22 protein-coding genes and 1 riboswitch are annotated in these 25015 nt (G+C 45.2%); of the genes, 6 read left to right on the top strand and 16 right to left on the bottom strand.

Translation table 11 applies throughout. From position 1 onward, the window contains the following. Positions 1 to 324 precede the first annotated feature (324 nt). Entirely contained in the window at positions 325 to 1218 is an 894-nt protein-coding gene (gene gldA / locus B7P33_RS16385; RefSeq protein ID WP_097443304.1) for a gliding motility-associated ABC transporter ATP-binding subunit GldA, read from the top strand. Here gldA and B7P33_RS16380 read toward each other — a convergent pair. Beyond that, on the bottom strand, positions 1199 to 4444 hold the full coding sequence (locus B7P33_RS16380) for a glycosyltransferase family 117 protein (protein ID WP_097443303.1): 3246 nt from the start codon (positions 4442 to 4444) through the stop codon (positions 1199 to 1201). The genes gldA and B7P33_RS16380 overlap by 20 nt on opposite strands. An 87-nt stretch (positions 4445 to 4531) precedes the next feature. Beyond that, a complete protein-coding gene (locus B7P33_RS19775) occupies positions 4532 to 5491 on the bottom strand; it encodes a helix-turn-helix transcriptional regulator (protein ID WP_097443302.1) in 960 nt (319 codons plus the stop codon). 154 nt (positions 5492 to 5645) lie between these two features. Here B7P33_RS19775 and B7P33_RS16370 point away from each other — a divergent pair, with 154 nt between their 5' ends. From B7P33_RS16370 to B7P33_RS16355, 4 genes are read left to right on the top strand one after another with little or no spacing between them, the layout of a single operon-like run. After that, positions 5646 to 6467, top strand: coding sequence for an ABC transporter ATP-binding protein (locus tag B7P33_RS16370; RefSeq protein ID WP_097443301.1), 822 nt, complete (start codon positions 5646 to 5648; stop codon positions 6465 to 6467). 9 nt (positions 6468 to 6476) lie between these two features. After that, on the top strand, positions 6477 to 7253 hold the full coding sequence (locus B7P33_RS16365) for a hypothetical protein (protein ID WP_097443300.1): 777 nt from the start codon (positions 6477 to 6479) through the stop codon (positions 7251 to 7253). Positions 7254 to 7255: 2 nt separating this feature from the next. Beyond that, positions 7256 to 7621, top strand: a complete 366-nt coding sequence (locus B7P33_RS16360) for a GntR family transcriptional regulator (RefSeq protein WP_097443299.1) — start codon at positions 7256 to 7258, stop codon at positions 7619 to 7621. A 1-nt stretch (position 7622) separates the two neighbouring features. Then, complete coding sequence (locus B7P33_RS16355; RefSeq protein WP_097443298.1) at positions 7623 to 8360, top strand: hypothetical protein; 738 nt, start codon at positions 7623 to 7625, stop codon at positions 8358 to 8360. A 209-nt stretch (positions 8361 to 8569) separates the two neighbouring features. On the opposite strand, the gene B7P33_RS16350 is transcribed toward B7P33_RS16355, so the two are convergent. The 7 genes from B7P33_RS16350 to B7P33_RS16320 form a co-directional block, all read right to left on the bottom strand. After that, a complete protein-coding gene (locus tag B7P33_RS16350) occupies positions 8570 to 9631 on the bottom strand; it encodes a serine hydrolase domain-containing protein (protein WP_097443297.1) in 1062 nt (353 codons plus the stop codon). Position 9632: 1 nt separating this feature from the next. Continuing rightward, positions 9633 to 10394 (bottom strand): head GIN domain-containing protein, encoded by a 762-nt coding sequence (locus B7P33_RS16345; RefSeq protein WP_097443296.1) that lies wholly within the window; start codon positions 10392 to 10394, stop codon positions 9633 to 9635. Between the two features lie 9 nt (positions 10395 to 10403). Next, a complete protein-coding gene (locus B7P33_RS16340; protein ID WP_097443295.1) occupies positions 10404 to 11498 on the bottom strand; it encodes an acyloxyacyl hydrolase in 1095 nt (364 codons plus the stop codon). Positions 11499 to 11582: 84 nt separating this feature from the next. After that, positions 11583 to 12536: a methylenetetrahydrofolate reductase [NAD(P)H] gene (metF, locus tag B7P33_RS16335; RefSeq protein WP_097443294.1), complete on the bottom strand. Its 954-nt coding sequence runs from the start codon at positions 12534 to 12536 to the stop codon at positions 11583 to 11585. A gap of 220 nt (positions 12537 to 12756) precedes the next feature. Continuing rightward, positions 12757 to 12996: a hypothetical protein gene (locus B7P33_RS16330; protein WP_097443554.1), complete on the bottom strand. Its 240-nt coding sequence runs from the start codon at positions 12994 to 12996 to the stop codon at positions 12757 to 12759. A gap of 52 nt (positions 12997 to 13048) precedes the next feature. Next, on the bottom strand, positions 13049 to 15793 hold the full coding sequence (gene metH / locus B7P33_RS16325) for a methionine synthase (protein WP_097443293.1): 2745 nt from the start codon (positions 15791 to 15793) through the stop codon (positions 13049 to 13051). A gap of 103 nt (positions 15794 to 15896) precedes the next feature. Beyond that, positions 15897 to 16895, bottom strand: coding sequence for a homocysteine S-methyltransferase family protein (locus B7P33_RS16320; protein ID WP_097443292.1), 999 nt, complete (start codon positions 16893 to 16895; stop codon positions 15897 to 15899). A gap of 85 nt (positions 16896 to 16980) precedes the next feature. Beyond that, a riboswitch (SAM riboswitch) is annotated at positions 16981 to 17113 on the bottom strand. Between the two features lie 143 nt (positions 17114 to 17256). On the opposite strand from B7P33_RS16320, the gene B7P33_RS16315 reads away from it, so the two are divergent. Then, positions 17257 to 17781, top strand: coding sequence for a virulence RhuM family protein (locus B7P33_RS16315; RefSeq protein ID WP_097443291.1), 525 nt, complete (start codon positions 17257 to 17259; stop codon positions 17779 to 17781). Between the two features lie 154 nt (positions 17782 to 17935). Here B7P33_RS16315 and B7P33_RS16310 read toward each other — a convergent pair whose 3' ends face one another. The 7 genes from B7P33_RS16310 to B7P33_RS16280 form a co-directional block, all read right to left on the bottom strand. Then, positions 17936 to 18535, bottom strand: a complete 600-nt coding sequence (locus B7P33_RS16310) for a hypothetical protein (RefSeq protein ID WP_141402503.1) — start codon at positions 18533 to 18535, stop codon at positions 17936 to 17938. 58 nt (positions 18536 to 18593) lie between these two features. Next, a complete protein-coding gene (locus tag B7P33_RS16305) occupies positions 18594 to 19172 on the bottom strand; it encodes a precorrin-2 dehydrogenase/sirohydrochlorin ferrochelatase family protein (protein ID WP_097443289.1) in 579 nt (192 codons plus the stop codon). After that, positions 19162 to 19950, bottom strand: a complete 789-nt coding sequence (cobA, locus tag B7P33_RS16300) for a uroporphyrinogen-III C-methyltransferase (protein WP_172435976.1) — start codon at positions 19948 to 19950, stop codon at positions 19162 to 19164. The genes B7P33_RS16305 and cobA overlap by 11 nt, the downstream gene beginning before the upstream one ends. Continuing rightward, a complete protein-coding gene (locus B7P33_RS16295; RefSeq protein ID WP_097443287.1) occupies positions 19928 to 22018 on the bottom strand; it encodes a HEPN domain-containing protein in 2091 nt (696 codons plus the stop codon). Before B7P33_RS16295 ends, cobA begins: the two co-directional genes overlap by 23 nt. A gap of 77 nt (positions 22019 to 22095) precedes the next feature. Continuing rightward, the gene (locus B7P33_RS16290; protein WP_097443286.1) at positions 22096 to 23340 is read right to left on the bottom strand and encodes a sulfate adenylyltransferase subunit 1; all 1245 of its coding nucleotides are present in this window, start codon (positions 23338 to 23340) and stop codon (positions 22096 to 22098) included. Positions 23341 to 23419: 79 nt separating this feature from the next. Beyond that, positions 23420 to 24379, bottom strand: coding sequence for a sulfate adenylyltransferase subunit CysD (cysD, locus tag B7P33_RS16285; RefSeq protein WP_097443285.1), 960 nt, complete (start codon positions 24377 to 24379; stop codon positions 23420 to 23422). A 15-nt stretch (positions 24380 to 24394) separates the two neighbouring features. Continuing rightward, a complete protein-coding gene (locus tag B7P33_RS16280) occupies positions 24395 to 25012 on the bottom strand; it encodes a phosphoadenosine phosphosulfate reductase domain-containing protein (protein ID WP_097443284.1) in 618 nt (205 codons plus the stop codon). Positions 25013 to 25015: the final 3 nt, after the last annotated feature.

The raw sequence follows: 25015 nt of genomic DNA, 5'->3' as shown, positions 1-25015 counted from the left end.
AAAATCCGTTCCAAAAATAGTTGCGTTGCATTTCTTTCGATTAACGAGGGCTAAGGTAACCATTAAATCCAAAAATCAAATCCGACGACCCTTTTTTTATGATTTTATCACGAATTCAGGATTTTGAATGAATATTCGCACTTTCATTACGCCTTCATTGGTTATCCATTAAAATCGGCTAAAACCCCATTGGCATTAAATTGGGATGCCCAAACCCCAAACCGGTTGGGTTTTAATACAATATTAGATGCTTTTTACAACAATCACATCGAATACAAACCATAAAGGCCTACTTTTGGAATACGTTTAAAAAATCTTAGGATTATGTCGATTACGGTTTCGGAAATTGTAAAAGATTATGGTAGTCAGCGCGCTTTGGACCAAGTTTCCTTTGCTTTGGAAAAAGGGGAAATCGTCGGTTTCCTGGGCCCGAACGGGGCAGGTAAATCTACCCTGATGAAAATTTTGACCACCTATTTGACCGCCACTGCCGGAAAAGCCTCCGTTAACGGATACGATGTGGTCGCGGACAAAGCTCAGGTAAAGGCCTCTATAGGCTACCTGCCGGAACACAATCCGTTGTATTTGGATATGTATGTAAAGGAATATCTTGGATTTTGTGCCGATGCCTACCAAACGGAAAAGTCGAAAATTGATACGGTTATCGAATTAACCGGATTACAGCCGGAAGCCCATAAGAAAATCGGAAGCCTGTCTAAAGGTTATCGCCAACGGGTAGGCCTAGCCGCGGCACTTTTGCATGATCCGGAAGTATTGATCCTAGATGAGCCTACCACCGGACTGGATCCCAACCAACTCTTGGAAATCAGAAAATTGATCAAAGAGATCGGTAAGGACAAAACCATTTTACTCTCTACCCATATTATGAAGGAAGTAGAGGCGGTTTGCGATCGGGTGATCATTATCAATAAAGGCAAGTTGGTGGCCGATAAAAGTCTAAAGGCCCTGCAACAAGACCAAGAACAGTTGATACAGGTTGAATTCGATTATCGGGTGGAAGAAGGCTTGCTAAAGCGATTACCCCATGCGGTAGAAGCCATAAACCAAGGTGGGTTCCTATACGAGATCAAGTTCAATACCCAAGAAGATATGCGCTCGGCCGTATACGATTTCGCCCAGGAAAACGGACTCAAAACCCTGCAACTGAACCGCAAGAACCAAAACCTGGAAGCACTGTTCAATCAGTTGACCCAATAGGACTCGATTCTAAAAAATATCTGAACTTGTCGATATACCCATTGAATTCTTGGGTCTCTTTTTCTACCAAGGATTCGTCTCGGTTCTCGATCAAAATATCGAGGTTGCGGCGGTAGCCTTCCATATTGGCAATAATGTCCTCGATCTTTTCATATTGCTCGTCTAGGGTAAGGCTGGCAAAATAATCGAGGTATTCTTGATAGACTTGTTTCAATTGTGTAAACAAGGTCTGGGCTTTTTCAGTTTCACCCACTTTATAATACCCCTCTAGAAACGGCTCAACAAAGGAATAGTAACCAAACCGGTCCACGGGCATATGTTCCATGGCTAAATCTATGGTGTCCGTCGCCTTATCCAACTGCCCATCGGTAATCAAGGCCTCCGTAAGCTTACTTAAAGACATCCGGAAAGAAATGGCCTGGCGCCGGCTTTTGGGATCGAGATACACATCCGGATCGCCGCTATTGCCCCATTCCCATTTTTTTACAATATCGTAGCCCGTTTGGGCATCTACCCTTCCAAACTCGAATTTATTGATTCTTGGGGTTTTAATGGGCACGAATTTATAGCACAACCCATCTAATTGTAAATAATCTTTGAGCCAGATATATTCGGCATCGTCATATACCCCTCCGGAAAAATAAATGGGACGTTCCCATTCGTTATTGGCCAACAGATCCAACATCAACAGTTTACTTTTGGAAATGGCGTTTTCCGAAACTTCGATATCCACATAATCTTCAATCAAATGGGCGTCGGTTTTGGGAACCAATCCTTTTTCCAAGACCTTCTTCTTATCTACCGGAATTCGGATTTTGTTCGTGGGGTAGTACACCAAGTCCAAAGTATTTTCGGAATAAGCCCTAAGATCGGCGCCCTGTTTTTCCAACACATATTTGAATTTGGTCTGGGGGGCATCACTTGCGATCCAATTCATAAAGTCTTTGATATGCCAGCGCTTTTCCGTCATTTTACGATAGACCACATAATCGCGGGTGCCATACCGATACTGTTCATGGGTCAGCTGCGAAGGTATGGCCTCATTATTATAGGCCTTACTTTTAACCTGGTCTATATACCAATCAAAATTGAGATAGCCACTGATCAAGGCCCGCACATCGGTCCGATACCCCTCGGCCTCTTGAACGCTCCAGATAGGAAAGATCTCATTATCGGCGGTGGTAAACAAAATGGCCCCCACGTCTTTTGCGCAGCTATCGAGATAGGCCTTTGCGGTAGAGTTGGCGGTATAACGCCCCGATCTATCGTGGTCGTCCCAGTTCTGGTAGGCCATAAGCCCAGGCACGGCCAACAGACAGGCCAAGGTGATAACCGGTGCGGCCAGCTTGGGCGAAAGGAATTTTTTGAACCCATCGTACAGGCCATAGGCCCCGATCCCGATCCATAGCGCGAAAACATAAAACGAACCCACCAACGAATAGTCCCTTTCCCTAGGCTGGAAGATATAGGGGTTGGTGTAAAACTGTATGGCCAGACCGGTGAACAAAAAGAACACCAAGAGCACCCAAAACTGCTTGGGGTCTTTTTTGATCTGGAAGAGTATGCCTATGATACCCAATAGCAGGGGCAGAAAGAAATAGGTATTCCGGCCTTTGTTGTTGGCAATGTCCGAGGGTAGGTTGTCCTGACTGCCCAAACGTATCTCGTCCAAGGCGTTGATACCGCTGAGCCAGTTGCCATGCTCGTCGTAACGGCCCTGTACATCGTCTTGTTTGCCGGTGAAGTTCCACATAAAATAGCGCCAGTACATAAAGCCGAACTGAAAACGGATCAGGTAATCGATATTGTCCATTAGGCTCGGGGGCTTCACCTCCACGAAATCTTGGAACTCCCGAAGGAAACGGATGTACTCCGAGACCTCCACATCGCCATTGGCCAGCCCTGCCTTGAGCTGGGCCACGGCTTGCCGCAATTCCTCATTGCTCAGGTACTCGGTCTTGATCTTAAAGTCGATCGGCCCGAAATAACGCATATAGTTCTCGGCATGCTGTTCGCTCCACATACGGGGCATAAGGCCCACATGTTTTTCGTTGGGCCCGGGTATGGCACCCTCGTAGCGGTTCACGATATCGTATTTACCGGTCTTGTGGTTCTTTTCGTATTTAGGCTTGTCGTCACGGTCATCCCCCGAAGGGGCGAACATATCGGAATAATAGGCGCCATAGACGGGCGAATCTACCCCGGGGTATTGTTCCCGGTTATAATAGGCCAAGAGCGAACGGGCGTCGGAAGGGTCGTTTTCGTTGATCACCACCTTGGCGTTGGCCCTGATGGGCAGCATAAGCCAAGACGAAAAGCCCAAGAACAGGAACAGGGCCGAGAGTACCAGGGTGTTTGCGGTCCTATAGCCGTTCTGGCGGGTATAGCGCAGCCCAAAATAAAAGGCCGCCGCAAAGCCCAGCCCCACGATAAGGGTGCCCGAATTAAAGGGTAGCCCCACACTGTTCACGAAGAACACCTCGCCCCAACCAAAGATCTTGAGCACATAGGTGAGCGAGAACTTATAGACCAGCATCAATACGGCCACCACGGCCACATTGGCCAAAATGAAGTTGAGCGGGGTCACCTTTTTATAGTTCTTAAAATAGTAGAGCAGCCCGATCGAGGGTATGGCCAAAAAGCCCATGAACTGTATCCCGAAGGTAAGCCCGATCACGAAACAGATCAATACCAACCAGCGGTTGCCCCTAGGGCTGTGCATATCGTCAACCCAACGTAGGCCCAGGTACAATTGCAAGGCCATGATCAAACTGGCCATGGCATACACCTCGGTCTCCACGGCATTGAACCAAAAGCTATCGGAATAGGTAAAGGCCAAGGCCCCTACCATGGCGGCGCCCAATACGGCCCAAGATTTCGATGGCCCCATTTCCTTACCCTTGCCCACCAAATGGCGCAATAGGTTGGTCAGGGTCCAGAACATGAACAGAATGGTAAAGGCCGATGATACGCCCGAGACATAGTTGATCATACGGGCCACCTGGTCGGCCTCGAGGGCGAACATGGCGAAAAAGGCCCCGATCATTTGCAAGAGCGGTGCCCCCGGGGGGTGGCCCACCTGCAATTTGGCCGAAGTGGCTATGTATTCACCGGCGTCCCAAAAGCTGCCCGTGGGCTCCACGGTGATAAAGTAGGTGATCAGGGAAATCAAAAAAGCGGACCAGCCTAAATAAACGTTCCACTTTTCGAAGGTTTTCGAGAACATAAGGTTACCATACTAGAATGGAACCAAAGGAAGCTTAATGAAACCCAACTTCCGTACGAGACCGGGGTGATTTTGGTACTAGTCCCCCTATTTTTTTGAAAAACGCCCTATCAATTCCTTTCGGTTGGCCACCTCCAACTTTCTGTAAATGTTTTGGATATGCGTTTTTACCGTATTGACACTGATAAATAATTCTTGGGCGATCTCTTTATTGGTACAACCCTGTAAGATAAGCGCCTCCACCTTGGTTTCTTGGCTACTTAACAGATGGGCCGTTCCGTTTGGCTTCCGTTTACGATAGAACAGATACGCCCCGCTTACAACAAACCCTAGAAGCAAAAAGAGGTTCAAGGCCATACTCCAGCTATATTTTTTCTGATAATCCTTGGCATAGTCCAAGGCTATTCTATCTGCCAAAAAAGCATACTCCAAAGCCGGAATATCACTGGCTTGTAATTCCTTTAGTAAAACAGTATATGCCGACGGGTTGGCCGAGATATCGGACTGCAACAGATTCCGTTGATCTAGTTGGTTCAGGGCCAATAATTTTACATACAATACCTTAACGGAGTCTTTGGTATAACCGGCCAATCGTTTATCCAAATCCACTTGGGCTGTTGGGGCGACCAAAGAATCGAGCAATTTTAGTTTTAATTGCTGAAAACCTTGCCATTCTTTATCGGCCATATTGGTCGACTCATAATGGGCAAAAACACCATCTACCAGTGAAAATCGCAGAACATCGGACTGGGAGTGGATAAAAGATTTTTCGGCAATTTTCCCTCCTTTTTCCATGTATTGAATCTTATACAGGCTGTTTTTCTTTGAAAACAAATGGCTATCGAATTCAAAAAATCCTTTTGCATCAGGCTGTGTCGTGGCCACTAATCGTAAGCTGTCTTTTAGTTTGGCCTGCGAGCCATATGTAAAGACTTTAATCTGCACTCCATCTATTGTGTCATCCAAATCTACTTGACCCGAAACCCCTGTTTGGGCCTGGATCCCATTAAAATATGTACAAAACAAAATGAATATCAGGTAGCGCATAACCAATACTTTTACTTGAAAAATAAGGAATCGGCTTGATATATTCCATGGAAATCAAGCTATCCCTAACTCAATCAATCTTATAAACATTTGGCAAGATCGGAATTTTGTTTACATTTGTGTCATACTTTACTAGTACACTAATTCACTAGGCATGATAAAAACCAACAACCTTCACTTTCACTACAAAAAAAACCAAGACGTATTTACCGGCTTATCCTTTGAAATCGAACACAAAGGAATTATCGGGCTTTTGGGCAAGAACGGCATTGGCAAAACCACCTTGCTACATCTTTTGGCCGGACTCATTTTTCCGAAAGCGGGCGAATTAAAAGTAGGTGACCAATTTCCGATGCAAAGAAGACCCGAGTATCTATCTAAACTCTTCTTCTTGCCCGACGTTCCGTTCGTACCTCAATTAAGCATTGCTGCCTATACCAAGGCCTACGCGCCACTCTATCCGGATTTCGATGCGGAAAAAATGCAAGGTATCTTGAAAGATTTTGAATTGGAGCCCAAACTCCGTTTGGACAAACTTTCTTTGGGCCAACAAAAAAAGGCCATGATGGCTTTTGCCCTGGCCACGGGTTGTTCTTTGTTGTTACTCGACGAGCCCACCAACGGCTTGGACATTCCGTCGAAAAGTATCTTCCGGAAGATTTTAGTGGAATCGATAACCGATGCACAGACCGTTATTCTCTCTACCCATTTGGTAAAAGATGTAGAAAACATTTTAGATGGGATTTTGATTTTGGAAAGAGGGGAGATCGTACTCAACCAAAGTGTTGACCAGATCTCGCAGCGTCTTCAGTTTGTTAAAACCCCGGTACTACCCGAAGACGGTTCGGTATTATACTATGAAAAATGTCTGGAAGGATACCATATTTTACAATATGCCGAAACCGACGACTATACCGAAATGGATATCGAATTGCTCTTTAATGCCTTGTGCCACCAACCTACCCTAACCATCTAACTATCGATTATGTTCCAATTTAAACGATTTACCAATTACATAAAGTACGACCTTAGAATTAACGGAAAAACCTATTTGCTATCATTGCTCGCCCTATTCGCGGCCTTGGTTATAATCGATTATATTTTATTACTGGATAGAAGGGTACGCTTTGGCCGAAACCAATTTGAGCCCATTATGGCCGTGGGTCTGATTATGGCCGGAATCTTTGCGGTCGGCGGTGCTTTCCCTGCTTTTAGAAATAAACAAAAAACGATTAATTTTCTTTGTCTACCTGTTTCCCGTTTGGAAAAATATCTTTGGGAACTCTTCTTGAGAATCCCATTTTTCTTTTTCTTGTTCATGGGCGTTTTTTGGCTGGCTTTTCATTCGGCCAAAGCCATCTATTTTATCACTAGGCCACAAGACCGCCTGGTAATTGAAGAATTCAAATTCCTGGAAATATATGTCAACCTTAATCCAGAGGCAGAGCTATTTGCCTATTTGGGCACCCTTTCCCTTGGGGCCTTATTGTTCTCCGGGGCCGCCTTCTTTAAAAAATACGCCCATTTAAAAACCTTATTGTCCTTTAGTCTGTTACTTTTTGGACTTTTCGTTTTTATGGTCACCCTTTCCCACATTTTTTTCCCTTATATGTTGAACAATGTACTCGAAATAGATTTTTTCATGTACAACAGCCTGTTCGACATATCCAGTGGAGTATTGACCTTCCTAACTATAACCATCCTTTCGAGTTTGTTCTTTTTACCCTTGGCCTATTATTTATTAAAAGAAAAAGAAATTTAGCCATGGAGTTCAAAGCCAAAAAAGGAATTTACCTCCAAATTGCCGACAACCTCTGCCAACAGATACTGGCCGGGGAGCTAGGTGCCATGGATCGGGTACCCTCGGTTAGGGATATGGCCGTATCCTTACAGGTAAATCGGAATACGGTAATGCGCACCTACACCTATTTACAGGAAATTGGGGTATTCCTAAACAAAAGAGGGGTAGGTTTTTTTATTGCCGAAGATGCCGTGAACCAGATTCAAAAACGGGAAAAGGAAAGCTTTATACAAGATGAATTACCCGGACTCATTAAAAAAGTAAAACTCTTACAATTAAACAGTAACCAACTGGCCGACTTAATTCAACAAATCCAACAAAACGATTAAAATGAAAACCTCTAAATATATCTTTATTGCCTATCTCATATTCTTTTTCGGTTCGGTCCTAACCATGTACATTCTGGCAAAAACCCATGAAAAAAGTGCGAATAAAACGGTAGAAATGACCGTGTCGGAAGTTGAATTACCTCCGTTCTCAGTAATCGTTATGGAAGGCGGTGCGGTAGGCTATATAGATTTTGCCTCTAAAAACACCCTTACGGCCTCGGCACCCAAATCTGAGAAACCGAACCTAACCCTTTCTCAATTCCGGATTGAAAACGATACCCTTTTTTATCGGGAACGCATGGAAGGCATGACCATAACCCTAAGCACCGATCAAAGCCCTAAGATCATCGTACGCGACAATGCCGCGCTTACCTTAAACCGCAACGAAAGTCTGGACACCTTAAGGATTGTTTTGGAGGAAGGCCAACTATGGTCGAGTAGAACGCCCCAGGCCTATGCACATATTGAGGTGGAATCTAAAGGAAGTAAATTCAATTTTGCCAATTTTACCGTAGCCACCGGTACGTTTGATCTAAACACCACGGCCGGTTTTTTGCCCGGAACCAGTTTTAAGCATATGGATATCAACATGAACCAGTTCAGTTATCTTGGCATTCCAGATATGACCAGTATGACTATGCAAATCGATTCGACCAGTAGTATTTACCGGGTAATTACACGATCCGACAAAAAATCCCCAGAAGCTTTAAACCAAAGTTCGAGTAGTCAAAACAAGTAAAACATTACAAAGGTGAATCAAGTTTTGAACACGCTGTGATCTTCTGTGCTACTCCGTGAAACTCCGTGCAACATTACATTAGGCTCAAGTTACACAGAGGTACGCAGAATTACACTGAGAAATTGCGATAGCTTTTCAATAGATAACATTAACCCTTGATTCACATTACTCATCAACCAATAGAATTTACCATGACAATCTGGGCCAGATTAGACTGACGGAAATAGCTCTCGAATAGTAGTATCGACGAAATCATTCAACGCCACCTCTACCCTCGGATTGGTACAATTGATCAAAATGGAAAATACCATTTGCTGTTCCGGGTATACATAAAAAACCGAATAACCGCCTACCCCATTGCCTACATGCCCCACAAAGGGTCTACCCTGGGTGTCGCTACTCACCTGCCAACCCATTCCGTAATAGACCGAACGACCTTGTACCGTTTGGGACCTTAACATTTCCTCTGTGATGGAATCTTGCGGGATATGTCCATCCAAAAGGGCCTGCCCCAATTGGGCCACCTCCCACGAAGTGGACAAATACCCACCGCCAGCCAGTTTATAGCCATTATCTACGGGAATAGCCGACTTAAATCCGTTTTTAAAGCGGGTATAAAAATGTGCCGTACTTTCCGGCAGCTCGTTTTTTATTTCTGCTTGGGTCTTTTCCAAACCCAATGGCAACAACACCTTTTGGCTTACATATTCGGGAAAGGGCATACCAGATGCATTTTGCATGGCCAACGACAACAAACAGAAATCGAAACTATTATACAAATAATCGGTACCGGGCTCGAAAAGCAAGGGGTCGTCTTGGAACAAGTTTATTCCTTCGGCTAGGGTCATGGGTCTGTTCAGACCATACTCTATGCCTTTGTACCCTCTAATTCCTGCGGTATGCGAAGCCAATTGCCGTAAGGAAATATCGTGAGCTTTACGAGGGAAATCAGGTACATATTCATAAACGGAATCGTCCCAATCCAATAGTCCTTCGCGGACCATTTGCGCCAAAGCCAATCCGGTTATGGGCTTGGATACACTTGCGATTCGAAATAAGGTGTTTTGGGTATCAATCAGTATTTTATCACCCAAATGGGCATACCCCAAACCTTGGTTAAGTACGACCTCTCCTCTATGGAGCACGGTGACGGCCAAACCGGGTACTTTGGCTTCCCGGACCAATGTAGTCAGGCCTTCTAGACCATTTTCAGGAAATTCGGAATCGTTGTTTCCGAATAAAAACCGCCAAAAGCCATTTGCCCAACCCATATCAATCCATATAAACCAATTTCCCTTTATACAATTGGGTTACGTTTTCTTGGGTGGGTCTATTAAACACCTGTACATCACCTGTACCCCGTAAACGCCCTTCGAGCAACAACAACGGAAAAACCAAAAGATCATTGGTACCCCTATGATCGAAATTAACGATATCGGCCTCCAACTGTTGGGCATCTATCCGGGCATCGCCCGCAGCAATGCTTACGCCCAAACGACCCGTTTTTCCCCTCAATTTAAAAGAAGCCACCCCATTGGAGGTAATGGACACCCGGTCATTATCCAACTCCAGATCAAAGGAACCCGAGGTATTGTCGGCCTTGGGTACCGTAAACGATTCGGAAAACAAGGCCAGGAAAGGGTAATTCAACGGCCCATCGGAAATTATGGGCCAACCCGTACTACTACGAATTTCGGCCAGGTTCGGATGGGTAATATAAATTTTAGTGGTACCATAGGAGCGCAACAGATTGCAACCATTAGTATCGGTCACCTCTAAACGACCATCGGTAACTACGGCAGCAATATCGTCGATTAGATTTTCGCCCGCTTCCAAAACTACCGAGACGCGATCGCCTTGTTTGATCACCGCACTTACCCCATCGAAAATGGTCACCCTATTAAAAACAGGAAGTTCTAAAGAACGTTGTACTATATCGCCAGTGGTCTGCAAGCAATTCGGGGCATTTTCGGAATCACAGGCACCCAGCCCTAAAAGCAGTGATAATCCCAATAAAAATATAATCCTTTTCATAGCAAGAAATCAAAGTCGTACCCCTATACCCAAGGCTACCGATTCGGCATTGGCCGAATGTGATTTAAGGGTCAAAGCATTAAAAAACCGATCGTTCCAATAGTATTTTAGACCAATACGATTATACACCCTTCCTTCAAAATCGAAAGGATAATATACATAGTACCCAATTTGGGCCAAAACCGATAGGCGGTTGATAAACAATTCGTGACCAACGTACAAGCCTACCCTTTTATAATCCTCGTCACCAGTGACATCCTTTTCAGGAAATGAAACACTTTGGTAATAAATCAGTTCTTTTAGGAAATGGGAGAAAAACACATCGGCCCCGAACTGCAAGGCGCTTACCCGGCTAACCCGTTTGTCGGCATTGGCCGATATTTCCCAAAAGCCATATTGGCCAGAGCCTACCACATCCGATTCGTTCACCCCAAAACGTAAGCTTAGGTTAAAAGCTATCGGTTCGCTATAAGGAAGCCGTTCGCCTCGCGGAATGTATTCCAATTCATCACCTTGAAGGTCATACTCCAAGCCAATACTCCACCCCAAGGTATTGGTAGAGGTGTTCGGCGCTTTGAAACTGGCATTGGAAAAGTGCAGTACAGACATCCCCGCCTTGACACCTAAGCGCCCCCAAAGTCTCGGTTTATGGTATTGTAACTGTAACAAGGTAGAAGCGGTGATATCGGAACCATAGGCCACATTCCTAAAATTTTCCACCTTATCGAAAGGGTTGGTGGCATACCCTATACCTTGCGCTACCTTAAACTGTAGGTTTCTATTGAAAAAGTAAAAGTTATAATGGCCATAGAGCCCATATACATCACCCAAGGTGGCGTTATGCGACCTGTGATAGGCAACAGTGAGTCCGTAATCGGGATAATTATACACCCGTTGCCATTCTTTTTGACCTTCGGTCTTCCAATTAAAACTACCGATAAACCCGCTAGGGTGCTTGGTAATCAAATGGGATATATCGGTATTATGTAATAGTATGGAACCTTGGAAGTAAGCGGCATCCACACTGTATTTATTTTGGTAAGGCTTTTGCCCCCAGCCCAAAAAGGCACAGGACAAGAGTAAGACGGTTAGGGGTAATCTCATGGAGTTCAAAAGTACTCTTTTTCAGTATAACGTCGAAAGCCTAACATTCCGTGCCCTATTCGGCAAACGATATAACATTTCCAATCAAAACAACGCCTGAGCCACCTGATAGATATTATCCGATTTCCCCATGGAATAGTAATGTAATACAGGTACCCCGGCCGCTTTGAGTTCTTTTGATTGCTCAATGCACCATTCTACCCCAACCTGGCGTACGGCCTTGTTATCGGCACAGGCCTCAACGGCCTCGATCAAAGGTTCGGGCAGGTCTACTTTAAATACCTGGGGCAACAACTGTAAATGGCGTTTTACGGCTATGGGTTTAATTCCCGGAATAATCGGGATATCGATACCGATCTCACGGGCGGCAGCTACGAATTCAAAATATTTTTGATTATCGAAGAACATTTGGGTCACCACATAGTCGGCCCCTTGATCTACCTTTTCCTTTAGTCGCTTCAAATCCGATTTTAGAGAGGGAGCCTCTAAATGTTTCTCCGGATAGCCTGCAACACCCACACAAAAATTTGAGCAATTACTGGTTTCCACCACATCGTGCAAGTAGGCCCCTTGGTTCATTTCCTTGATTTGTTTTACCAAATCTACGGCATAAAGGTGCCCACCCTGGGTCGCTTCAAAATAACGCTGCTCTTTCATAGCATCACCGCGTAGCGCCATCACGTTTTCGATACCCAAATAATGGCAGTCTACCAAAAGATATTCGGTCTCTTCCTTGGTAAAACCACCACAGAGTACATGGGGTACGGTATCTACATCATACTTATGTTTCAAAGACGCACAAATACCCACGGTTCCCGGTCGCATACGGGTAATGCGCTTATCGAGCAGGCCGTTTTTTTCTACATAGATAAACTCTTCCCGTGAAGTAGTAACATCTATAAACGGAGGCTTGAACTCCATTAATGGGTCTACATTATCGTATAACTCTTGTATGTTCTTGCCTTTTACAGGCGGGATTAATTCAAATGAGAATAAGGTTTCCCCTTTAGCCTTTTGTATATGTTCGGTTACTTTCATAGGCCCGCTAGCCCCAAATGGGCTTTATTTTATGGTTCTTTATTGTATTACTCTTTTGTCAAAATTCCTTTGTACAGCGTTCAACTTATATCAGATTCATCGAACATATTCATAGGTTCAATGAAATAATTTTGGGCATTCCCCTACGGGTCAGGCTTTCGGCCGTCGCTTCCGCTAAGGCGGCGAGCTCCACAAGGCCTCAATCCTTAATGCGGAATTTTTACTTCTCCTGTAGCATTTTACATATGGTTTCATAATCTTCGGCATACTCCCAATAAATCCATCGACCATGACCATAATCGGTCAATAGGTATTGCTCGCTCAACGATTTTATACGATCTATGGCTATGGTTTTTTTAGCAAAACCTGATACGGTAACCGATTCTTCAATTTCTTCGTTTTTTTCATTATAACCGTGCGAAATAATAAAACTACCCAAATGCAATTCTATAAATCCCATTCCCATTTTCTACCTTTCAAGATTAATCATCATTCTTATTTTAAAACTCCATTTAAGAGGAGCCTACGATATTTGGCGCCAACCATTTTTCTGCTTTTTCCAAGGGGATGCCTTTACGCTCGGCAAAATCGGCCACTTGATCAGGTTTTATTTTACCGACACCAAAATAGCGTGACTCCGGATGCCCAAAATAATACCCACTGACCGAGGCGGCCGGCCACATGGCCAAACTATCGGTCAGTTCTACCCCAATAGTTTCTTTTACCCGCAATAACTCCCATAGGGTCTCTTTTTCCAAATGATCGGGACAAGCCGGATAGCCCGGTGCCGGACGAATACCTTTGTATTGCTCAGCGATAAGGGCAGTATTATCCAAGTGTTCGTCAGCGGCATAGCCCCAATATCGTGTGCGCACTTCTTTATGCAAAAATTCGGCATAGGCCTCTGCCAAACGATCAGCCAAGGCTTTTACCATAATACTGTTATAATCGTCGTGTTGAGCCTCGTAAGCTTCGGCCAGTTCTCGGGTCCCGAAACCTGCGGTAACACAAAATGCCCCCATATAGTCTTGTATGCCACTCTCTCTTGGGGCCACGAAATCGGCCAGCGCAAAATTGGGTTTACCCCCATGCTTTTTCAGTTGCTGCCTCAAAGTCCGGAAATGGTATTTTTGGTTTTCAGGTCCTTGAATTTCAATATCATCGTCATCAACCGTTTGGGCCGGGAACAGGCCAAAAACCGCTTTGGCCTTTAGTTTTTTTCCCGAAACGATTTCCTGAAGCATTTTTTGGGCATCTTCATAAAGTTCCGTGGCCTGCGTACCCACCACCTTATCCGTCAAAATTTCCGGGAATTTACCATGCAAATCCCAACTTCTGAAAAAAGGTGTCCAATCGATATAAGGTAACAGTTCCGACAAATCTTGATCTTCGATAACGCCTACCCCAGTGTTCTTAGGCTTTTTGGGCACATAATCCGACCAATCCAGTTGGAACTTATTAGCACGCGCCTGTGCTATCGTTACATATTCTTTATGCTTGCTCCTGCTTAAGAAACGCTCCCGGAACGATTCATAATCGAGCTTGATCTCTTTTTTATAACCGTCCCTCTTATCGTGGTTCAACAGGTCTCCTACCACCGTTACGGCCCTAGAAGCATCGTTAACATGCACCACGGCATGGGAATACATAGGATCTATTTTAACCGCGGTATGCGCTTTTGAAGTTGTTGCTCCACCAATTAACAGAGGTACCGAAAACCCTTGGCGCTCCATTTCTTTGGCCAAGAAAACCATCTCGTCGAGCGATGGAGTAATCAGTCCGCTAAGTCCGATAATATCTACCTGCTCCTCTTTAGCGGCCGCAATTATTTTTTCGGGGGGCACCATAACACCAAGATCCACGATCTCGTAATTATTACAGGCCAATACCACACTGACTATGTTTTTACCGATATCGTGTACATCGCCTTTAACCGTGGCCATGAGAACTTTTCCCGCATGCGCTGGGGCCCCTCCCGTTCCCAAAGGGGAAGCCTTTTTATGTTCTTCAATAAAGGGCAATAGATAGGCCACCGCTTTTTTCATGACACGGGCCGACTTTACCACTTGGGGCAAGAACATTTTACCACTGCCAAACAAATCGCCGACCACGTTCATACCGGTCATTAAATGACCTTCGATCACTTCTATGGGGCTTGCCACAGCACTTCGGGCCTCCTCTACATCGGTTTCAATGTATTCGTCCAATCCTTTGACCAAGGCTCTGGTAATGCGGTCTTGCAACGGGGCTTCGCGCCAGCTTAAGTCTACCTTGCTTTCCTTGGCCGTCCCCACAACGGTTTCGGCAAAAGCCAGCAAACGTTCGGTGGCATCGTCGCGACGATCCAAAATCACATCTTCTACATGCTCCAAAAGATCTTTCGGAATATCGTCGTAAACTTCTAAGAGTGCCGGGTTAACGATTCCCATATTCATGCCGGCCTCAATGGCATGGTACAAAAACACCGAATGCATAGCCTCCCGTACCGGATTGTTCCCCCGGAACGAAAAAGACACATTACTTACCCCACCGCTGACACTACAATGCGGCAGGTTTTGGCGTACCCATCGCGTGCCCTCAATAAAATCGATGGCATTTTTGCGATGCTCTTCCATCCCCGTAGCCACCGGGAAAATATTGAGGTCGAAAATGATATCCTCTGCCGGAAAACCAACTTCATCGACCAGAATGCGATAAGACCTTTCGGCGATTTCGATACGTCTTTCATAGGTATCGGCCTGGCCCACCTCATCAAAAGCCATTACAATGACCGCAGCACCATACCTGTGGATCAATTTAGCCTGACGTTTAAACTCGGCCTCGCCTTCTTTAAGGCTGATCGAATTTACGACACACTTACCCTGAACCACTTGCAGGCCCGCTTCTATGATATCCCATTTAGAGCTATCGATCATTATGGGTACCCGGGCAATATCGGGTTCGGAAACGATTAGGTTCAAAAACTTTACCATGGCCTCCTTACCATCGATCAGGCCATCGTCCATATTAATATCGATGATCTGGGCCCCGCCTTCTACCTGATGTCGGGCAATGGAAAGGGCTTCTTCGAAATTTTCCTCCTTGATCAACCGAAGGAACTTTCGGGAGCCCGCCACATTGGTACGTTCGCCCACATTGATAAAGTTACTCTCTGCGGTAACAACCAAGGGCTCCAAACCACTAAGCCGTAAAGGTTTGCTGTCCCCTTCCTGTACTGTGTTCTCGCTATGGGTCTCTATTCGATTCGTATCAGGCATTTTCCATTGTATTCTTGAAGTGGTTTAGCAAACCACTATGCATGTTTTAAATATTCTCTCTCGCTTCCATTTCCAAGCGTATCTGCGTTCTAGGTTACTACCCTTATCCGACAGTTACTGATCTGGGTTTACACCCGGCAACCACTTCAGCAATGGCCTGAATATGTTCGGGGGTTGTTCCGCAGCAACCTCCAACGATATTGACCAGGTTCTTTTCTACATACTCCTTAATCTGGGCGGCCATTTCGGTCGGACTCTCGTCATATTCCCCAAAAGCATTAGGCAGTCCGGCATTTGGGTGTGCCGATACCCCAAAACTCGATTTGGCAGCCAGCACCTCTAGATGGGGCACCAACTGACTGGCACCTAGGGCACAATTAAAACCAACTGTTAGCAACGGAATATGGGCTATGGAAATCAAAAAAGCCTCTGCGGTTTGTCCCGACAGGGTACGCCCCGAGGCATCGGTAATTGTACCGCTGACCATTACGGGAACTTGCACTCCCTTTTTATCCTTTACTTCTTCTATGGCGAACAATGCTGCTTTGGCATTCAGGGTATCGAAAACGGTCTCTACCAACAAAATATCGGCTCCGCCATCCAGTAAGCCTTCTACTTGTTGGGCATAAGCGGTTTTCAATTCCTCGAAAGTAACTGCCCTAAAACCAGGGTCGTTCACATCGGGTGACATTGATGCCGTACGATTGGTAGGTCCTATACTTCCGGCTACAAAGCGGGGTTTATCAGGGGTTGCTGCCGTGACCTCGTCACAAACAACTTTGGCGATCCGGGCCGATTCGTAGTTTAGCTCATACACCAACTCCTCCATCTGATAATCGGCCATGGCAATGGTGGTACCCGAAAAGGTATTGGTCTCCACAATATCGGCACCGGCCAGCAGATACTTTCTATGCACCTCAGCAATCGCATCGGGTTGGGTCAAGGACAGCAAATCGTTATTGCCCTGTAAGGGACAAGGCCAATCGGCAAAACGTGTGCCCCTAAAATCGGCTTCGGAAAACTTATAGCGTTGTAACATGGTACCCATGGCTCCATCGAGCACCAAGATCCGCTCTTTTAATATTTCTTCAATTTTCGACATAACAAAGTCATACGCCCAAATATGGGATGTTAGTATAGCTATCAAGAAAAATGGAAAAATATTCTTCTGTTATCCTTCCCGTTTACATAAATCTTTTCAGATTTTGAAAAGGCTCTGAAACAAGTTCAGAGCAGGGGTAGAATGTAGCACCTTCTTTGCTGGGCAAAGGGTTGCTAAGGTTTCATCGGGTCTATTCCCTCCACCTTTCTTGATAACAAACAAATTGTAAATGAACAGTGCCGCAAAGAAACAGCGGCCATTGGTTAAATCCAAGTTTTACCCCTCTTTTTATGCCCCTTCTCCCATTTTTGTTGTGATATGGTTCAAAAAATGATGAAATTGTAAGAAGAATATCGAAAACATGCCGCAAAACAAATTCGAAATATACCAAGACAGCGACGGAACTAACGAAATCAAGGTGCAATTCGCTGGGGATACGGTTTGGTTGAACCAAAGACAAATGGCCCAACTATTCGAAAAAGACTCGGACACTATAGGGTTACATTTAAAGAATATCTTTAAGACCAAGGAATTAGATAAAAACTTAACTACCGAGAAATTCTCGGTAGTTCAAAAGGAAGGAACAAGACATGTAAGGCGAAAAATTTTGTTTTATAATCTTGATGCCATAATTTCTGTTGACTACAGGGTGAATTCAAAAAGGGGTACCCAATTCAGAATCTGGGCAAACCGTATTCTAAAAGAACACTTAATAAACGGCTACACCCTAAACCAAAGACGTTTGGCCCAAAAAGAACAAGAGGTACAAATTTTAAAGGATGGCATCAAAATTTTAGGGCGGGCCGCAGGGCAGCTTGAAATAGGGTTTACTCAGAATGTCTTTTATCCTTTTTTAAAACCTGAATGTTACCACACCAAAGTCTGACATTCAAACCAACACAAATCATTAGGTTTTGTACAGTGTTGACCAACATACGGGTCATCTAAAATTATCGATAAAAAGTTCCTTTAAGCATATCGTTGCTTATTGCCCTTCGACTGCCTGCCTGTCGGCAGACATGGCGCTCAGGATGACGTGGTTACTCAGTTTTATTCTTTTTCCGCTTTTTGGGAGGTTTACAGCTTTTACAGAAATCGGCCAAAGCTTCGATTTGCTGGGTTACCAAGTCGTGTTCTTGTTGCAGTACATCGGGCTTCCGGCCAATATCACTGGCCTTGGCTACCCGCGCACTTTCGGTGTGCATTTGGGCCATGAATTGGTTAAAGTGGGCCTGAAACAATTGGGTATCCGAAAAGGTCTTCTTTTCCTCAAAAACCTTTTTACGCAATTTTCGGGCATATAGTTCGACCAAATCGAACTCGTAATTGGCATAGGCTACAAACTGCTGGGCCATGGTCGTATCCGGCGCCACGATTACGGCAGCTTTGGGATTGAATTTGGCGCTGATCTTATCATTGAAATGCTTGGTGAACATAAATACCACCGAATTCATCTGAAAATTCAGTTCTATGGTACCCCCATGGTACACCGAATAATTGGTTAATGTACTATCGATTTGGGTTTGGGGTGAAGCAAAATCGGTCAAAGTCAACCCTTGGCCTGATTGCCATTCCCGTATCTCTTGGGCATTTACATGCAACAAAAGCCCTAAAAAGAGGCCGAACAGATGATATTTCATGTTAAGTTGGGTTTCGTCGAACAAAATAACCCAATTCCTCCGGCAATACCAAAGCCCCTTATTTTTCAGTTACCAAACCTCGTGTTACTCGGTTCAATTCGGCCACCTTATCTTCAAAATCCCCCTTTAAAGTAACCCTATAGGCATTTAGGTTATCTAAAAGTTCGTCCAATTCTTCCGGAAGTATCTCTTCGAACAATTGCCGTAAACGTTTGGCCACCGTGGGTGATTTACCGTTGGTACTAATAGCCACTTTTAAATTGCCTTTGGTAACGATTCCGCCCATATAAAAATCACATAACGGCGGGTTATCGGCCACATTTACCAAAATACCTTTGATCCTACAGAGTCTATAGATCCGTTCGTTTAATTCTGGGTTATCGGTCGCTACGATTACCATTTGTATACCATCGAGATCGATGGGTAAAAAGGGACGACGGATTGAGTGGACTCCAAAAGTATCGACCAAGGCCAAGGTCTCTTCCCGAAAAAACGGGGCTACCATGTCTATTTGGGCATTGGGGCTCGATTTGGTCAAAAAGCCTAATTTTTCTGCCGCCACGTACCCACCCCCGACTATAAGGATCTTGATCTGCTCCGTTTTTACAAAAATGGGGTATAAGGTATTACGCTCCATGGTCGCGGTGCAAATGCTGGTATTCGTATTGTAAATGCCGTAGTTCTTGGCGATGGTTCACCACTTCCCCAATAATAATTATGGCCGGGTTTTCCAATCCTTTTTCAAAAACGACTTCTTCAATTGAGTCTATGGTTCCTAAACCGATTTTCTCATTACCCCGTGTACCATTCTGGATTACGGCCACCGGGGTCTGTTCCTTACCTTCCAAAGCAAAACAATCTACGATTTCCGATAATTTTGACATACCCATTAAAATAACCACGGTAGAATTGGACTGAGCCGCCAACGCCACATCAGATGACAGTTGTCCGTTCTTCGTAGTTCCGGTCACCACCCAAAACCCTTCGGAAACCCCTCTTTTGGTCACGGGAATATCTTGTTGGGCCGGCACCCCAATCGCCGAACTGATCCCGGGTACATTGGCCACTTGTATACCAAACTGCGCGGCATAGATCATTTCTTCGCCCCCACGTCCAAAAACATGGGAATCGCCCCCCTTTAAACGAACGACACTGCCCTTTTCAAAGGCCGATTTAACGATCAATTGGTTAATGGCATCTTGCGACATAATTTTAGCGCCTTTTCGTTTGCCTACAAAAATGTGTTCGGCCTGCGGGGCATAATCCAAGAGTGCCGGGTGCACCAAGGCATCGTACAACACCACTTGGGCTTCTTGCAGTGCTTTGACCCCTTTTACGGTTATTAGATCTACATCTCCCGGGCCGGCACCGACCAAGGTTAATTTTGGGGTTCTATACAGTGGCGAGTTCTTCATTTCTAACATTTTTAAGTTGGGTAATTACCGATTGGGCGGTCTGTACATATTCTTGGGCAAAAACCTCTGTGGGTTCATTTTGGTGTATTTCCAATACCAAATCGGAAAAATTGCCCAGCAAATCTACTTTGCCGGTAGCCACAAAAAGCTCCTGAAATTCGCGAATGATTCCGGCATGGGTATTGGTTTTTTTGTTTTCGGCAATCAATAAAGCTTTGGCTCCGTTCACCATGGCAGAATACCCATGATATATGGCAGCTGCCCATTTGCCATCGACCAAGGCATTTTGGGCCGTTTCCAGTTTTTCGTCACTTTCAAAGAAGAGGGTAGCTACCAAATCGATTACCACCCCGGCACATTCTCCTATACCAATGGCCTTCTCGTACTTTTTCTCCGAACCCCAATCGATAAAGTCGGCATCGGTTAGGTTCTCCACATTGGAGAGTTCTTTTAATAAATCGTAAAAATAGGGTTCCCCCTTTTCTTGGTAATACTCGGGAAAAGTGTGTCCGGCACCGTGGGTATTAAAATCGTCCAACACCAATCGCAACGCCTGAGGCCCACGTTTTGATGGGATTTTTACCACTTTGTCGGCAAATCGGCCTTGGCCATTACCCTGATTGGCACCTCCTAGCAACACCTGCAAGGCAGGGGCCACGCGTTTATCCTTGGTTCGAATGGACATCCCTTGAAAACCAATGGCGGCCATGGTATGCTGGCCACAGGCGTTCATACATCCACTAATCTTAATTACCAAATCGGGATTGGCCACATAGTCCGGATACTCCTGTTGTAGCACTTGCTCCAATTCGACAGCGATGCCGGTACTACTCGAAATACCCAAATTGCAGGTATCGGTTCCCGGACAAGCCGTAATATCATTGGCTTTATTATAACCGGGATCTACGAATCCGAGTTGTGCCAATTCGTTATAGAAATACGGGAGATCATCTTCCTTAACAAAAGGAATTAGGATGTTCTGTCGTAAGGTCAATCGAATTTCGCCAGCGGCATAGGTGTCGACCAAATCGGCCAACTTACGGGCTACCGGGGTATGGAAATCCCCCAAATGTACTTTGACCCCAATGGCCACAAAATCTGGCTGTTTTTGGGGCACGATATTCGTCTTTTTCCAAAGCTCAAAAGCCGCTTTATCGGTAATTGCGGCAAAAGGTGCCTTTTGGGTCGTAGGAATGGTACTCGGATAAAGATCTACTTCAAAAGGATAGGTTTTGTGGGGCACGGCTACCCTTTCTTGGGCCACCAATTCTTTAAAACGCTCAAGACCGATATCCTTCAATAAAAACTTAAGGCGAGCCTTGGCCCTACTCTTGCGTTCGCCATAACGATCAAATACACGGATAATGGCCTCCATCAACGGAACAATCTCATCGGCCGGTAAAAATTCGTACAGTAGATCGGCGTGTCGGGGTTGCGAGCCCAAACCTCCGGCCAGCATTACCCGAAAACCTTCAATACCATTTTCTAATTTGGCGATAAAACCTAAATCGTGCATATAGGAGAGTCCGGTATCGGCATCGGTACCCGAAAACGAGACTTTGAATTTTCTTCCCAATTCCTGTCCGACGGGGTTACGCAAAAAATACTCGAAAACCCCTTGGGCATAGGGTGACACATTAAAAGGTTCTTCTGGATCAATACCGGCTGTTTCACTAGCGGTAACGTTACGCACCGTATTCCCACAAGCTTCGCGCAGGGTCACCTCGTCGCGTTCCAATTGCGCCCATAGCTCTGGCGTACGCTCGAGATCTACATAATGGATCTGAATATCTTGTCGAGTGGTGATATGCAGCCTCCCGGTGGAATACTCTTCGGAAACATCGCAGATACGCCGCAACTGATGGGCCCTGACCTTACCATAGGGCAATTTGATCCGAATCATCTGAACCCCCGGCTGACGCTGACCGTAAACCCCTCGTGCCAAACGTAGGGAACGGAATTTTTCTTCATCGACATTTCCCTCTTTGAACTGACGGATCTTGGCTTCGAGTTCCAGTATGTCTTTTTCCACTACTGGATTTTCTATTTCCGATCTAAAACTCTTCATTTCCTATATTTCCTATGGTTTTACTAGACTTTTAAAACAGAAGAAAAGACCTGATAACCATCCCTTCTTCATAAAATTTATTGGACGAAACCTACACCTGCAGTGGTATGGGTTTGTGGATCGATCAAAATGAAGGACCCATTGTGTTTGTTTTGGGCGTAACTATCGGCAAAGACAGGCTTGGCCAATTGTAAGGACACCTCCCCGATTTGGTTTAGATTCAAGCCGTCGGCCGAGCTGTTTTCAGAAAAATCGGTTGCCAAAACGGTATCTACCGACCCAATTTTTGCCAAAATCTTACTGGTATTATGTTGCACCAAGTATTTAGACCCACTACGTAAAGGGTTACGGTCCATCCAACAAACGGTTGCTTTCAATCGCTTTTCTTGAGCTGGGGCCTCACCCAGTTTTACCAACATATCTCCACGGGCAATATTGATATCGTCTTCCAGTTCCAAGGTTACCGAACTGCCTACGGCCGCTTCATTATATTGGGAATCGTAATAATGGATCGCCTTGACTTTTGATGTGGTCCCCCAAGGTAAAACACTAATGGCATCGCCTACGGCAATAGCACTACCATATACTTTACCGGCATAGCCCCTAAAATCGTGATAACCATCGGTTTTGGGCCGTATAACGGTTTGTACCGGAAAACGGAATTGGGCCGCATCGTCGTTCTGTACTACCGGAATGTCTTCCAACAAATCCAATATACTTGGCCCTTGGTACCACGGCATTTCAGTACTTCTTTCCACCACATTATCGCCACGAAGGGCACTTATGGGAATAAAAGTGATTCGTTGTCCTTCGAAACCATGTTTGTTTACGAGTTCTTGAAAAGTGCTTTTGATGTTTTCAAAGGCCTGTTGGTCAAAATCGACCAAATCCATTTTGTTCACAGCCACAACCACATCTTTTACACGCAATAAGGCATTGATAAAGAAATGACGGTAGGTCTGTTCTACCACCCCTTTTCGCGCATCTATAAGCACAATGGCCGCTTTGGCATTCGAGGCCCCGGTTACCATGTTACGGGTATACTCTACATGACCAGGGGTATCGGCAATAATATACGATCTACTTGGGGTAGAAAAATAGATATGGGCCACATCTATGGTTATGCCCTGCTCCCGTTCGGCCACCAATCCATCGGTTGCCAAAGAAAAATCGAGATAATCGTAACCGCGTTGCTCACTGGTTTTACGAATGGCCTCCAACTTATCGTCGGTCAGGGATTGTGTATCGTACAATAAACGCCCGATCAGGGTGCTTTTTCCATCATCTACACTTCCGGCCGTTGCTAATTTTAATACTTCCATATGCTACTACACTATTCGTCGCTATCTGTTTTATTTTAGGAACAATTCTATTCCCCACACTCGACTTTTGACTTTCGACTTAAAAATACCCTTGTTGTTTCCGTTTTTCCATGGCGGCCTCCGAGCGTTTATCATCGATTCGGGCCCCGCGTTCCGAGATGCGCGATTGCCTGATTTCGGCCACTACCCTTTCCAAGGTATCGGCATCGGATTCTACTGCTGCGGTACAGCTCATATCGCCAACGGTCCTAAATCGTACCATACGCTCTTGCACTTCTTCATCCTCGGCACGAAAAACCACCTCATCTTCGGCAGACCAAATGAGTCCATCGCGTAAAAAGGTTTTTCTTTTATGGGCAAAATAAATCGATGGGATCTCGATTTGTTCTTCATGGATATAGGACCAGACATCCAACTCGGTCCAATTACTAATCGGAAACACCCTAACGTTCTGACCAATCTCGATATCACCGTTTAGGAGATCGAAAAGCTCTGGACGTTGGTTACGCTCGTCCCATTGGCCAAAATCGTCCCGTACCGAGAAGATACGTTCTTTGGCCCGGGCTTTTTCTTCATCGCGCCTAGCCCCACCGATACAGGCATCGAATTTAAACTCCTCTATGGCATCGAGCAAAGTAGTGGTCTGTAGACTGTTTCTACTGGCATATTTGCCACTTTCTTCCTGTACTTTACCTTGATCTATGGAATCTTGTACATAGCGCACAATCAACTTCACTCCTAACTCGGCTACCAATTTATCGCGAAAGGCAATGGTCTCCGGAAAATTATGACCGGTATCTATATGCATTAGCGGAAAAGGGATCTTGGCCGGATAAAAGGCCTTTTGGGCCAAGCGAACCAAGGTTATGGAATCTTTTCCGCCAGAAAAGAGCAATACCGGATTTTCGAACTGGGCAGCTACCTCACGAATAATATAGATGGCCTCACTTTCGAGGGCATTGGTAGGTACTCGGTCCAAAATTCCGTGCAATGGGTTAGGTTGGGTATCGCTCACTATGGGTGTTTCAACTAAATTCATAAACCAGGTCTTTGATTAAGTATGTAAACCACATTCCCTATTCGCCAAGGCTTTTGTTGGGTCGTAATATTTGTGTTCGTTAGGCAATTGATGTTGCTCCAAATACAGATCGAGATCGGTATCGCTCCAATGATAAAACGGACTCACTTTGAGCACCCCATCTTTTCCCAAACTAAAAATATCCAAACTATCGCGCAGGGCGGTTTGTCCTTTTCTCAGATTGGTAAACCATACATCGGGGGTATGCTCAGCCATGGCCCTTCGAAAAGGCTCCAGCTTTACTTGATCGGTAAACAACACATGCGCTGGGCTATCTATTTCGGGTATACCCAAAACCACGTTTCGGTATGCTACGGTCTGTTGGGGTACATAGGTGTGCACCTGTAATCGCAGCTGTTCGATTAGATATTGTGCATGTTTATACGTTTGGGGCGTATTATAGCCGGTATCGCACCAAATTACTTTTATACTGGGATCCATACGATTTACGGCATGCAATATGGCCACTTCATACGGTCTAAAGTTGGTAGTGACCAAAGGCGCCTGGGCCACACCTAAGGCCTTGGCAATAATCTGTTCGGGAGTGGCCCCGGCCAACTCTTGGTTCCATTGGTTTATCTGGGTAGGTTCCATACG

This window comes from Sediminicola luteus, from assembly GCF_002514735.1.
In the GTDB taxonomy this organism is placed as follows: domain Bacteria; phylum Bacteroidota; class Bacteroidia; order Flavobacteriales; family Flavobacteriaceae; genus HQA918.
The sequence above is the reverse complement of the archived record's forward strand: the minus strand, read 5'-3'. Positions and strand labels throughout refer to the sequence as shown.